Source organism: Flavobacterium muglaense, assembly GCF_014305155.1.
Lineage (GTDB): Bacteria > Bacteroidota > Bacteroidia > Flavobacteriales > Flavobacteriaceae > Flavobacterium > Flavobacterium muglaense.
This window is the reverse complement of record NZ_JACRUK010000010.1, coordinates 56,989-72,282: the sequence shown is the minus strand read 5'-3', so window position 1 is coordinate 72,282 and position 15,294 is coordinate 56,989. Positions and strand designations below refer to the sequence as shown.

Here is a 15,294-nt window from a genome sequence, read left to right as displayed (position 1 = left end):
TTATTGTTTTTTAGTGGAGAATTTATATAATAATCCTGTTCTATAATTAGTTTCAACGTAACTAGCATCAAAAGGAATGGATTCATTACCATATTTATAGAAATTGGTCGAAAAATAATTGGTCCAAATAAGTTCTTTAGTAATTTTCCAATCAATAGTGCAATTTGCAACTACATTATTGTTTGGCGTAAACACATTATTTTTTATGAATGTATATTGCAACTGTCCTTTTAAATTTATTTTTTTGTCAAAAAGAGGGGTTCCAATACCAGCACTTGCTGTGACAAGTGTAGTTTTGAAAGTTGGTAATTGATTTGTAAAATACAACAAACTAAAGTCAGGTGTTATGCTTTTATTAAAGTAAGTTGGAACGTAGGTTACGAAAACGGTATGAGTGAGATTGGATGTCGTGATTCCGCTAAAAACATCACGATCATCGTATTGACTATAATTGTAGCTTAAGCTCAATAAGTTGGCCATTTTTGTAGTGCTCCAAGAATATGTTGGGTTCACGCCAAAATCATTACTGATGTTTCTAATCGAATATGGGTTTACTCCTGTACTTTGAAATCCAAAATTATTGTAATTCACATTTAAACTCCAATTGTTATTGAACTGTGTAAAACAGTTTAAGTTTGCAATTAGCATGTTTTGTTTTAATATAGAATTACTGTAGTTATTCATACGTTGACCGATACTTGCTACCACGTTTGTTTTGAATGTTTTGTCACTATTTTTCCAAATATTAAATCGTGTATTTACCGTCAAATCTAATTTGTCTGATTGTTGATAAGGATAACCCATGGTGTAATATCCTGCACCTAGATAATTTGTTTTGAATCCTATATCAAAGTTTTTAGATTTTTTTCCAAATGCTGCTGTGCCCGCAAAATCAGATAATGATGAGGCATCTGCTGTATAAAACGGGTTAAAAGAATGGACACCACCTGGAAGTGGTGGGCCAGAAAGGATATTTGTTGAAAAGAAATTTTGAGCCGTTTCAGCTTCCATATAATAGCCATTATCCAATTTATACTTTCCTAACAAACTTAATACAAATCCTTTTTGTGGACTGACAAATAAAGGCGGTGAAGTAACACTTCCAAAATGATCTTTACCAGATGCAGTCGTAATAGCAAATTTATATACATCTTCTTTTTCTTTTCCTAACTGTGCCATCCAATGGGTCCGTTTATATGCACCTACTACAACTGGTGAAAAAGACTGGTTAATGCCTTGCTGTGATGTTCCAGTAAAAAATTTAATTAAATACCCGCCAGGTCTTAAATCAATTCCTGCCCCAAATATACCCACATCACCTGTTGTTAGATCACTATAATTAAGGTATTGTGTTCCCAATTGTAATTCCGCCCATTTGTATTTTGGGTTTATAGAAAAATTATTTAGTGGATTGGATAAGAATTGTGAAAATGTTTGATTTCCAAGAGCCCCAATTCCTGCATAAGGTCCTAAAAAATTAGTTGGCAAGGTCGCAAAACTAAAATTGAAAGGCATTTTAAGATCTCCAATAGTAATTGTTGGCTTAAGAGTAAACCGGACTTGATTCCATGGTTTCCTTGGACTAAATCCAGTCCAGCCAGTAGGGTTTTTTGTCAAACCATAATTTTCATAGGATACACCCATCGTTCCAGTTACAACCACTTTAGACTTCTTTTTAGACTTTCTAGTTTGTGCATAGCCAAAACTAATACAGCATAGCATAAAAAATGTAAATAGCTTCAGTTTCATTTTGTTGGTTTTAAATTAGTTTTCAGTTTTAAAAATTGTCAATTTTTTTGTTTGTTAATTGGTAATCCCCAAACAAATCGCATAATTTTTTAATGTCACTTATGTTGATAAAATTATTGTTGCTTACCACAGCAATCATTACAGAATCTTTGGGTAGTCGTATCAAAAGGCTTCGATTTCCAGCCCACCAACCTGTGTGGTATAAGACTTCTTTGCCACTTGTTGTTACTATTTTTTTCCATCCTAATCCGTAATTACTAGCATAAGGAACTAAGGTGCTTGTTGGAGCATAGGCTAAATCCAAGGTTGTTTTTTTAAATAATTTGCCGTCACGTAAGGCTTTGTCCCATTTTTTTAAATCCTGAACGGTACTGTAAATATTTTTGTCTCCATATACTAAATCCAAATAACGTAGTGAATAGATTTTTCCATTTCGATAATATGATTTTGTTGCAAGAGCATAATTGTCTAATCCCATCAAATAAGTGTCGCTCATTTGTAAAGGTTTGAAAAATGTATTTCCTAAATACTCTTTATAACTTTCCCCTGACACTTTTTCGATAATTAATGCTAGTAATGCAAAGTTGGTATTCGAATAATCAAATATTTCCCCTGGAGTATTTATCAGTACTTTTGATTTGTTTTTTACAATAAATTGAAGTAAATCAGCATTGGTGAGATTCTTTTTCTTGTCCCAATCGGATTCATCAATGAATTTTAAATAATCTTCTAACCCACTTTTATGGCTCAATAACATTTTTAGAGTTATTTCTGGAATTGGAAATTGGGGTAAATATTGAACCACTGGATCTTCTATTTTTAGTTTCCCATCTTCCATTAATTTTAAAACGGCCATTGCTGTGAATGTCTTTGTAATTGAAGCCAAATCAAAAGCAGTGTGGCTAGTAACATTGTCTTTGAAGCTATAATTTTTTTCAAAAAGTGTTTTATCATTTTGTGATACTAGAATTTGTCCATTAAAATCAGGTGGCAATGTTTGATTTAGAATATCTTCAATTGGTTTGTCGTTGGAGGATGTTGTATTACTTGGGTTTTGATTGTCGTCATTTCCTCCACTGTTTCCATTTGAGACAGTTCCACCTCCATCTGAATTAACATTGATTCTAAAAGAACAACTACATTTTATACCCCCACAATTTGCCGTAAGCGTTACAGAATACATGCCTTTAGAAGGAAATACAATTGTTTCATATAAAGCTGTAGCAACATGAGTATAGATAATATCATTTACTTGGTTGTACACTGTTATCTCATTTTTAGTAGAGGCACAATTGCCTTTGCAATTATATACTCCTGATAAGTTGTAGGCAAAATCACTCTGGATATCGGTCATAGTGTCACCGCAAATAATCTGTGTGCGTGGTTTTGCAATTCCAGATTTACTTGGAGTTAAAAACAAATTGGACCAATTATTTCCAGCATTGCAAGCACAATCTTTTGGATTGACATCAGTGTCTTTTTTACAAAAAATAGTTTCGCATTTTTTACAATCTTCATCAATTAAACTAAGATGGAAACAGGCTTTTTCGAGAACCAGAACACAGTTTTTGGCTGTAGGTTTTGGTAATGAAAGCTGTAATGGAATGGTATATGTTCCTGGTTGAAGCACTGTACCACCATTCCAAATTAATTCATCTGGGCATTTGTTTGCAGTAGCACTCGTAACTACATTTGAAGACGTAGTAACATCGGCAACTAAAGTTCCTAGGGCTTGATTTGCCATGGCTGCAAATAAGCACCCTCTTTCTATCATTTGTATTTTGCAATTAGCACATGCAGGATCTTTCCAATAATATTTTATATCGGCAAGGCTAATTCGTACTTCTTTTACAGGTTTTAAAATTGTGAATGTAATTGATTCATCAGTTATTTGGGCGATAGCAGTACTAGTTATATTGTTTTCAGATTCCACTTTAGTTGTTGACAGCAAGTCTTTGCAATTATCACATTCAGGCAAAAGGGTACAATCTTTTATATTCAAATCTAAAATACCAGTTGTAACTTCGCAACCACCAGCGACTGAAACCGTGGCATGTAAATGATGAATGCCAGGTTGCAATGTTGATAAAGGCAAGCTCAATCCGCTTCCTACATTGGCGACAGCCGTACCATCGTCATCGTACCAAGTTACCGTGTATGTTCCTGTCGCTGGTTTTAGTAAAGGGAAATTAATTGTTTCTGTCCAGCACAAAGTTTGACAGCCTTTTGGAAATAAACTTACATCGGGTAGTCTTTTGATAGTGCCTCCAAAAGCAGAAGCTGTACATCCAGCAGAATTGACTATTGTTGCGCTATAACTCCCTGCAACTCCTGTTGTCATTGTGTTGCCAATTACTCCGTTACTCCATTGTATGGTATAATCACTCGGATTTGTATTAGGCGTTCCGATTGCTGTAAAAGTGTATTTTTTACCTTCACACAATGGTCCTGTAGGAGCAGTAATTGTTAACGTTGGACTTTTTACAAGTGTGATACAAATAGCATCTTTTGCAATACAGCCCTCTTTGCTAGTTACCGTTAATTCAAAGTTGTACTCGCCAGGAACAGTAGTTGTGGCAGTTGGATTTGCAGTATTTCCTAATGTTAGCGGTGATGGCCCTGTAACAGTCCAAGCATAAGTTGCACCAGTTTCTGAGGTCGAGTTTTGAATTTGAATTGGATAATTATCAGAACATTGCGTTTTACTAGCAATTATTTTTGCGATTGGCAAAGGATAGAAACTTACTGTCGATTTATTAGAATCTGCAGTACAACCTCCGCCAGTTCCGTTACCAACTTGTACATAATAAATCCCTTCTTGGCTGGCATTATAGGTTGCAGCAGTAGCGCCAGATATAGCAATACCGTCTTTATACCATTGATAAATTGTAAAGCTAGGGGTCACGCTTAAACTAACAATACCATTGGGACACAATTTTTTATCCCCACCAATAATAGATGCTGTTATTGCATCATAAATATTAATATTTTGAGTTAATACAGTACTACAGCCGTTTTTATTTGTAACGGTTAATGTTACTATTTTGGAGACAGGAAATGAGGCTGGAGGAGTTGTAAAAATATAGGTGTGGCCTGTATTTTGTAAATTCGAAATGAATCCGTCCCCAAAATTCCATTGATAAGTTGTATCTGGATTGCTTCCATCAGCTTTAAACGGCACAACTGTATTGGCACATATCGTAGTTGGAATGTTCATTGATGCTGGGATAGCAGTTGTTGTATAAGTGTCCGAAAAAGTTACAGGACAATGTCCGTCAGACACGGTTAATGTTGCTGTATGAATGCCGCCAGTTGAATAAGTAATCACTCCTGGATTTGCGGCAGAACTTGTTGCAGGACTTCCACCTGGGAATGACCAATTATAAGATACAATTGTGCTTGGTGCTTGTACTTGGCATAAATTGGTAAACGTAACTTTATCACAATTTACGGAGGCAGTAAAATTTGCAGCTAGATTAACGGTTACCGTTTTGCAAATATCTTTTCGGCAATAGGTGCTATTACCAAAACTAGCGCAAACAGAATAAGTTCCAATTCCTGTGTAGGTGTGTGTAACGTTGGCTCCTGAGTCATTGGTGCCGTCGCCAAAATACCAGTAAGCAGAACCGCCACTATATGGAACATTGGTTGTAGAAAATGAATATGGATTGCAAGCAGTATTTATTGTAAAATCTGGATTATAATTTGAGTTACAATTTCCACCCCCTGGTACACAGTTTTCTTTTTCTATTAAAACCCTGTTGGTATTTACTTTGCAGCTTGTCCCGCAAATACTTACTTCGCACCAAAAGTATCCTGTAGACGTTGCGGTGTAATTGGACGCAGTTCCAACAGGGCTTCCAACTCCAATCAAAGCAGAGCTTTGAAACCATTTGTAGCAATAAGTTCCCGCTGGCATAGGTGTAGCAACTAAATTTGTACTAATGGTTTCTGTGCAAAGCCAATAGGTTTTGTTTGTTGCAGCAATATTAGCAGTAAAACCAGTATTTTCTTTGGGAATTACAATTGACCCTTTCGAAATGCAACCATTTGTTCCTTTTACAGAAACGGTATAAGTTCCAGGAGAAGTAATAACAACGTTTTGAGTAGTGAGAGTCGGCTGTACAATATTATCCAATTGCCAAACATAAGACGTTCCAGTAATAGATGACGACAGTGTAATTCCTGATGTAGAACACAAAGCACCTGTTTTTGTGATTACCACAGGAGGCGCTGCATTTATTGTTACAGTGATTTGAGCGGGTCCCCCACAAGTAAGCAGTTTTACAATACAAGTATTAGGCGGAGTCAATGAGCCATGCCACATAACGTGTATTGTATTTGTCCCTTGTCCAGATATAATTGTCCCTAAAGCGTTGCTTAAACTCCAAGAATAATCTCCCGGAGCAGCTATTGTTGAGGTGTTGTAAATCAACTCATTGTCCATACATGAGGTAACACTGCCCGTAATTACTGGTATTGCATAGGCGTTTACATTAAGAGTTTGATTGTTTGGCGCACTACATGATGCAATAGTTTGGTTTACTGCTAATGAATAAGGACCTGTCGCATTCCATGTTACAGTTATTGAACTATTATTGCCTCCTGACGAAGTATAGGATCCACCCGTAACTGTCCAGTTAAAAGTGCCTCCCGGTCTGTTTGAAGTCACATTGTACGTATATGGTTTTCCGGGACAAATCAGTATTGGTCCAGTGATTGGTCCAAGAATGGGTGTTGGCAAAACAGTAACTACCATTGAATCTGGATAGCTACAAAAGTTAGCTGGGGTTACTGGAATAGCATTGATAGTAAAGCTCCCAATTGCTGTCCATGTTCCAGAAATACTACTAACATTTGAAAAAGTTGAAGATGAAGTTCCCGAAGTAGGCGTTATTGTCCAATTTGCTGGGCTGTTAGCAGAATAAGAAAAAGAACTATTAAGACAACCATTTGCACTACCTGTAATTTTAAAAGGAGGTAAAATTTTCACTTTAATAGTTGCTGTTCCACTACATTTTGTCATCGCATTGGCATAATTACAAGTAATAGTGTAATCTCCAAGCATGGTTCCCCAATTGACATTTATAACACTAGTGTCGGCATTATCTCCAGCTATAGTGCCACCGCCCGAGATTGTCCAAGTGTAATTTGTGCCCGGCATACTAGCTAAGCTATAGGACGAAAAATCCGAAGGACAAACTACTGTACTGCCTGATATAGGCATAGTTGGGTACAAAACAGGAACACTCAAAGTGCCCGAGTTACCACATTTTCCTAGGCAAATTCCAGTCATAGTAACAGTAGCAGGATAACTACCATCCCAAATTACATTTACGGCTTCACTAGTTGAAGAACCGTCAATATGACCGCCAGTTACGCTCCAATTGTAATTGTTACACGGTGATGCTGTGGAATAGGAGGCTTTGTCGCCTTTGCATAACATTTGCTTACAGCCCGGAATAATTTCAATTCCTATTGCACCAACTGTTATGGTTTTTGTCATGGTGTCGCTACAACTGCAAGGCCTATCTATTCCTGTATTTTGTGATTCTACAGCATTTGAAACTGTTAATGTGATCGTATACGTTCCAGGAGTTGTATAACTGTGGGAAGGATTTACTTGAGTTGATGTTGTTCCGTCTCCAAAATCCCAATTCCAAGTCTTTGCACCAGTTGATGCATCGTTAAATTGAACCAATTGATTGGCACAAACTGAGCTATTTGGTGTAAATGAAAAACCGGCAGTTGGAGCATCTATCAAACATACTTTTTCAGTAATAGTTTGTTTACATGTACCACTAGGATTTGAAATTACTACTGTAACAGTTCCTAAGCTACCCTTTCCCCATGTAATATCTTTAGAATTTCCAGAGCCAGAAGTAATCGTTCCGCCAGTTACTGTCCAAGTGTAGGTGTAGCCTACTTTTTGAGGGAAAACAGCAAAAGTTTCTTTTGAGTGTTTACATCCAGTATATTTACTTTGGCAATACTCCGGTTTTATATCACCTGTTCCTGAACCTCCAGTTGGATGTGCAGGAATATAATAACACTGCCCCATTGAAGAAACCATGCCAAATTCTGGGCAACACACTTTTTGTGCCGTTAAACTACTTACTATTAAAATAAAAAACGCGAGTATATATAGTATCTTTTTCATTGCTTATTATTTTGAAGTGTAATTGTAGTAGATAATTTTTTCGCAGGAAACACAATCAATATCTGTAAAAGTGTATCGAATCCCTACTTTACCTTTTCTAGTACAACCTGTTTCTGAACCTGGAACTGCAATTTTAAAAACAAGACTTAAACTGCCCTGTTTATTGCAATTCCACTCGACCATTTTAGCAGGATAATAACCATCACTGTTTACGGGTGACCCGTTCATTGGTGTTCCAGAGTTCCATGATTCGGTATTGGTGCCTATAAAGTTACCCACCCAATTTTCTTTAGTAACACATTTCATGCAAGAAGTTGTTACTAGATCTTCTTCAAAAGAAATAATTTCGGCAGTTACTTTTTTGATGTTTTTAGGGCTTATAGAAAAATCTTGGGTCAATGTCATTATATTCAAAGTACTTACATTGACGGTGTTTTTGACTGCTTCAATTTTTTCGGTGCAACATTCTTTGTTAGGAGGATTATTATCACAGCCTACGCAAAAGTTATCAAAATAACCATATCCCCAATGTCCACAATGAGCGCAGTCGTTTGTAAGTATTTCAACAGTTATGGTCTGACCAACAAGCTTACTTAAATCTATTCTAGCGCAAGCCCAATCCCGATATAAAAAGCCATTATATGTTTTCCAATATGGATTTGTTAAGTCAGATATTGCTCTATCCATTGGTAAACTCGAAAACGGGTCCAAGTACACTATTCCTGTAATTAGTGTATTAGTTGAATCATAAACGCGTACCCATAAGGAAGGATTGTCTGTTAATGTGTGTGGAGCTTCAAAAACGAGGGCATACATAAATTTATAGTCTGTTGTTCCAGCAGGTACTACAAACTTTTTCTGCATTCTTTCGGTGCCACATCCTGGACAATTATTACCTAGTCGCAATGCATATTTATTCGGAATTATAGAAGGTGGAACTCTATTTAAAGTTGGAATATTACCATCAAATCCTGCTGAAACAATTACTTGGTGGTTTTCTGCAGCTTGACTTCCGCAACCAGTATTTATTGTTGCATCAATCGGGTTTCCATTTGCTGGTTTTATAATTGAATTAAATGGAGGACTAAAGGTATAATTATTTCCTCCTGACAGTTGGGTATAACCACCCGACCATTCTGTTGGATCAATTATACTTGATTCGAAATCACCATTTCCGCAAGGCGTGTTGAGATTATTTTGTTTTTCAGGTATTTTAACCTCAAAAACGGTGGGTTCACTTTGTGTCTTTTTGCAAATAGGATCCCCGTCTGAGTCTAATGCAATAACGCGCCAGACGTATTTGGCATTTCTTTTTTCGATAATACCCGATTTTGCAATATATTTAGGTTGTCCTTTTACGTCTTCTTGAATGATTGGCAGGTTGCTGTAAATTGCTTGCGAATAGGTTTCGCCCTCCTCTATTTCCCAAACAAATATTCGATAAGTAACAATACCTCTATAAGAGGAGATGATAGGTGACCAATTAAAAGTTATTAAGGAGAGTAAATCTTTTTCTACGAAAATTTTATTAGTTGCAGGATTCACATTTATGGGAGGAGAACAAACTTCTTGTTCCTTATTTAGAATTGTAAAAGGCATGCATTTTTCAAGTAAATTTTTATCCGATGTAACTCCATTTCGGCCACTATAAAATTGAATGCAAATTTCATAACTGCCTGGAGTTAAAATGCAATCTTGACCCAATAAAGCTTGTGCCGAAGTTCCAATCCAAGATTTTGGTGATATTGTTGATATGTTACTTGATTGCGCTGATGATGATGAAGTCCCACCACATCGTACAACTCCGTTACTTTTAATATTTACTAAAACAGTGCTATCAAACAGCAAATTCATATTGTTTCCAGCAACCAGTATGTTGAAAATCGAACTTCCAGACCCCCACTGTGATGTATCCGGATTCGGATTTGGTGGTAAATTTATTGTTATACTTGGTGTTTGAGCTCGCAAACAAAGACAATAAAAACTAATAACGAGAAGAATATAATTTTTCATAATAATCTAATGTTTTTTCAATAATACCAGCATAATGAGTTTGTTGTTAACTTAGTTTTTTTTTACGAATACAAGTAAATGCGACTCTTTTCAAAAAAAATACTGCCTTGTTTTTGACTATCAATACTATATCGCCTAAGACCTGTTTTATTACCTTTGATTTGGTTATAGAGGTGTAAATGCAAAATCTATCGCAGGGATAAATTTATTTGTTTGAATGTACGAACCTCCTAGCAAAGCCGCAGTCGATACCTGTTGAGATAAAGTACCTGTAATGGTCATATTTCCAACCGTTATAGGAAGATTTAAGGAGCTACCAGGAACACTATTTCTTAAACCAGGTCCTATTATATCCATAAAATTATGCGGATCACCAAAGGATGGTACGGGATTCAATAAAGTAGCATCGGTTAAATAAAATGTACGTCTTAAAGTGTATGGTGTATTTGCTAAAATGAATACAGGAGTTGGTAAGGTATAGTAACTACCATTAGGTAAAAATGTGGTTATTGCCGAAGCGAGTACTGTTGCACTTGCATCTAATAATTCAATTTTATAATTTTTATTGGCTACAGCAGTCTGGCTGGAATACCCAAAACTATAAATTGTTCCGTTTGTAGCCATTTTAAAAGTATACGATTGCTCCTCAAAATCATTTGTAGTAGTCTCATAGCCTCCAGTAGAAGCTGTTAAATTGTTTTTTAATTGCTGATAACTAGTATTGGTGTTTGTAAAAAGAGGAACAGTTGCTCCAGGATTATTAAGGTCACATCCTACAATTGTAATTCCTAAGATAAAAATTGCACTAATTTTTTTTAAATAATTTTTCATGAGTTCAGTTATTAATTTTTCTTAATAGTATATAGTTATATCAATTCTGTTTTAAATTTGTTCCCCCTGTTTTTTATTTTTTTTAATAATTAATGATTTCCTTCACCTCCGTTTTCTAAAAATCATCCAAATCATATTTCTTAAAGTTGACATTCAACTGCAAATTGCTGCCTCCATTTTTATAAATCGAAAATAATTTTGACTTAACCTTGTTGTTGCTTCCAAGATTTTAATTAGTGAATAATTATTTTTTGATTATAACTTGAATCGTTTTTAGATTCGATATTTAATTAAATTAGAAGCTTTGCTTAGATCCAAAACTGTAATTTTGGTAGTGTTTTGCACAGTAACATATTGTGTATTTGGGCCAAGATCACTTTTTATTAGAGTTGCAGCTTCTGCATCAGTCATATCACCTTGTATGGTTAAAAAAGTTTTACCCGTATTAACTATCTACTAATTAGAGTCATTATCCTTGTAGCAAGGTGCAATAGTCAATGCTATTAAAAATAAAACTATTCGGTTTTTTAGATTTTTCATTGGTCAGTATATTTTTTATTTTTACAGATTTGGCTTTCTTGAAGCGCAATTTTTATTACAAATCAAAGATTTGAAATAATTACAAACAAAAAATCCCTTAATCTAGCGATAAGGGATTTTAATAAAACTTTGTATGTAGTACGTTTTGAAATTTAAGGCTTTAAGTTTTTATAATAAAACGCAATAGCTTCTCCTAGTGACGAAATGTGTAATTTTTCATAAATACGTTTAGCATGGGTGTTCACCGTAGAATAGCTTACACCTAGTTTGTCAGCAACCATTTTATAAGACAGCCCATCAGCTAATAACGAAAGTACTTGAGTTTCTTTTGGGCTTAAGGGATTCTCGATTTGTTTTGGAATAAAAAAATCCAATACTTTTTGAGCAATGGCGGGATTCATGGCTGCTCCTCCTTGATTGACTTCCTCTATGGCTTGCAAAATGCGTTGTGGCTTGTCATTTTTCAAAATATAGCCGCTAGCCCCGTTTTTAATACAGGTGAATATTTTCTCCGAATCATCAAACGCGGTTTGCATAAGTACTTTTACTTCGGGATGATGCGTTTTTATTTGGCGTAAGCCTTCAATGCCATCTACTTCGGGCATATTAATATCCATTAAAACCACATCGGGATAATAGGTTTCTATTTCAAACAGTACGTTTTTGCAATTCATAGCTTCCCCTACAAACTTAAAGTCATCATTAAGCATCAAAAGCGCTTTGAGACTATCTCGTCGTTCATCACTATCATCATATATAAAAATGCGTATTGCCATAATACAAATGTAGTAATCATTTAAATGGATACTTGTACCTTAATTTAGGGACAAGGGATAGTGATGCTTATCGATGTTCCGCAATTTATAGTAGAAGTTATGGTAAACTCTCCTTTTATTTCAACTACTCTTTTTTGCATATTACCAATTCCGTTACCCTTGGTTTCATCATTAATAAATCCTATCCCATTATCAGCAATTCGAATATGTATGGTATTTTCAACTAGTTCTAAATTGATTTTCAAAATTTTTGCTTTGCTGTATTTTGCCACATTATTGATCGCTTCTTTTAAGATTAAAACGATGTTTTTTCGAGCAGTAATATCCGTGATTTTTTTATCAATTTTAGGGTCAATATAAATTTCATAATTGACATCTGTTGATCCCAGAATATCATTGGCAAAGGTTTTTATTCTTGCACTCATGGTCATAAACTCGTCTTTACTTGGTTTCATACTCCAAATAATATCGCCTATTTTGTCAGCTAAATTTTGCGCTTGATATTCAATTTTTGTCAACACTCTATGCGCTTCTAATGGATTTTTTTCCATGAGCTGGTTGGCTACGGCGCTGTTAATTTGCAAACTGCTCAAGGTAGCCCCAATATCGTCATGCAAGTCGGCAGTTATTCTATTACGTTGTTGCTCGAGGGCAAGCTGTTGTTCAAATTTTCTTTTTTGGTTTTTAAACTTTCGAATATTAAAAGCCCAAAAAAAACATCCAATTATTCCAAATGCCATTAAAACCCAAAACCATAAGGTTTTATAAAATGGCGCAAAAATGGTGATTAGAATCATTTTTTGATACATTTCCTTGTTGGTAAATTTATCATACACCCCTAGTTGTAGTGTATATTTATTTGGAGCCAAATTATTGAAATTTATACTTCTTCCGTTATCCAAATGTTTCCATTGCCCATCAATTCCTTTTAATTTATAAATTAATTCACGGCTGTTGGCATTGGCCAAATCTTTGACTAAAGCTTTAATCGAAAGATTATTTTGGTCATAATTTAAATTCAATTGGCTGATTGAATTTGAATTTCGTTTTGAATTAAAGAATGAATTGTTTACCAAAATCTCATCAATATAAACCTCAGGTTTGTAATACGAATACGGCCTTAATGGTGGTTTAAAAGAATTATATCCCGAAACACCTCCAAAAAACAGTGTCCCATCGGTTGCTTTATAAAATGCCCGGTTGTTAAAATCCCAATCTTGAATTCCGTCATTTTTATCAAAGTTAATAACCTGAAATGTTTTAGCATCAATACTACTCAAACCGTGTTGATGACTACAATAAACATTTCCATCATTATCTAACAAAAGCCCATAAATATATGTTCCTGCTAAGTCATTATTGGCATTAAAAACCTTTAAAATATTGAAATTTTTATCAAGCAAATAAATCCCTTGATTGCTACCAACCCAGTAAACATTTCTACTCAAATCCTTCTGAATATAAAATGATTGAATTTTTGGTAGTATTTTCTTAATTAACCTTAGTTGATAATCTGGCGTAACTTCAAAAAGCAACATATCATTATTGATATAACTTATGGCAAGATGATTCTTGTCGACCTGATTTATTTTAAACAAATTAATATTGTACTTAACATTAATTCTTACAAATTTTTTACTTTCAGGAAACAACCAATACAATCCTTTTGTAAATGCACAAAGTAAGCGTTGATTGTCAAAAAAGACCATGTCTTGCTGAAAACCGAAATCTTCAATATTATGTTGAATAATTTCGTTGTCAATTTTTCCGTTTTCATGATATAAAAACAGTCGTTTTTGGTGTTTTTTATTCTCCAAATAATCTTCATAAAACCAAATTCCCTTTCTGTAAAAATCGGTTAACATTCCAAAATTTTTAAGCTCTTTATGAATAGGAAAATAAATAGGCCTAATTTCATTTTTACTCCTATCATCAACAATTAAGTTGTTCTGATTTGGGCTGTTTATTGGAATAACAGTTTTATTATTCGAAAATTCAGCAAAACGCCCCACACCCGAATTTGAAAAATAATCAATATCTAGACTTTCGTTTGGCACCTTATTGATCGTTTTTTGATGAAAATCAAAAATAACTTGCCCCTTTCCGTCATCGCAAATCCACAAACGATTACTCTTGTCAAAACCAAAAGAATTGGATTTAAACAAATTATACTTTTCACTTAGATTAGCTTTACATATCGTCCTTTTATTGTTATTTATAAAATAAATATCTTTATTCGACTTCAGTATCATTCTGTCTTTATTAGCAGCAATGCTAAAAACATTTTTCACTATTTTGTCTTCTATTTTTTCAATTAATGCTACTCTATTCGTAATTAAATTATATAGTAAAACCCCTTTATCGGTTCCAAAATAGAGTGTTTCAGTATCACGATCATAATAACTCGAAAAAAATTCTATGTCTTTTTTTCTAATAAAATCTTTAAAAGGATTGGAACTAGTATTGGTTTTTGGATTATATTTTAAAACCTCCTTGTTTTCTATAAACCAAAAATTTCCAAATTTATCCATAAAAGGATAATGATAGTAAAACACATTTCCTTCCAATTCATAGATATGAACCGATAGTAAATGACTGATTTTTAATTGTGTAATAATTTCCGTTTTATGCGTTTTAATGTCATAGGTCGCAAGTCGATATTCTTTATTAAAACACCATATTTTGCCCTCTTTAAAAGCAAATGGCATGGCAATATCATCTTGATTATTTTTAAAGATTTTTTGCAATGAAAATCGATCTTGACTTCGGTGATAGATATAAAGTCCGCGAACACTACCGATATAAATATTACTCTGATCATCCTCTGCAAAACCATACCCTTGTTGTAATTTGGGGCAATGATCAAAGTATTTATCGAGGTTATATACTTTTACGGTTTTGCCATCGTACCGATTGAGTGCATCGTTACCAGTAAGCCACATAAAACCTTGACTATCTTCAAATCTAAAGTAATTGGATCCTTGAGAAAGACCATTGTCTGGAGTTAATTTTGAAGTTGAATAGGTATTAAAAACATCCTGTCCAGTTGAAAAATTCCAACAGAATAAAGTAAAAAAAAGTATGTGAAAATGTTTTTTGATACTGCAATTTTTAGCTAAAATATAAAAAATTAGCATCCTAATTACAATTTCAGAAAAAGACTGCATCCTTAATAATCAGATATTTAAGAACCTTATTAAATCAACTGATATTCAAACAAAAAAA

General features: G+C 34.4%; 6 protein-coding genes. All 6 read right to left on the bottom strand.

Going from position 1 to position 15,294, the window contains the following annotated elements:
* Positions 1-1,749 carry a hypothetical protein gene (locus H8R24_RS06430; RefSeq protein ID WP_187017712.1) on the bottom strand — a complete coding sequence of 583 codons (1,749 nt, stop codon included), beginning with the start codon at positions 1,747-1,749 and terminating at the stop codon, positions 1-3.
* Between the two features lie 28 nt (positions 1,750-1,777).
* Positions 1,778-7,909: a serine hydrolase gene (locus tag H8R24_RS06425; RefSeq protein ID WP_187017713.1), complete on the bottom strand. Its 6,132-nt coding sequence runs from the start codon at positions 7,907-7,909 to the stop codon at positions 1,778-1,780.
* A gap of 6 nt (positions 7,910-7,915) precedes the next feature.
* On the bottom strand, positions 7,916-9,922 hold the full coding sequence (locus H8R24_RS06420) for a hypothetical protein (RefSeq protein ID WP_187017714.1): 2,007 nt from the start codon (positions 9,920-9,922) through the stop codon (positions 7,916-7,918).
* A gap of 165 nt (positions 9,923-10,087) precedes the next feature.
* Positions 10,088-10,753: a hypothetical protein gene (locus tag H8R24_RS06415; protein ID WP_187017715.1), complete on the bottom strand. Its 666-nt coding sequence runs from the start codon at positions 10,751-10,753 to the stop codon at positions 10,088-10,090.
* A 692-nt stretch (positions 10,754-11,445) separates the two neighbouring features.
* A complete protein-coding gene (locus H8R24_RS06410) occupies positions 11,446-12,069 on the bottom strand; it encodes a response regulator (protein ID WP_187017716.1) in 624 nt (207 codons plus the stop codon).
* 44 nt (positions 12,070-12,113) lie between these two features.
* Positions 12,114-15,206, bottom strand: coding sequence for a sensor histidine kinase (locus tag H8R24_RS06405; RefSeq protein WP_187017717.1), 3,093 nt, complete (start codon positions 15,204-15,206; stop codon positions 12,114-12,116).
* Positions 15,207-15,294 lie beyond the last annotated feature (88 nt).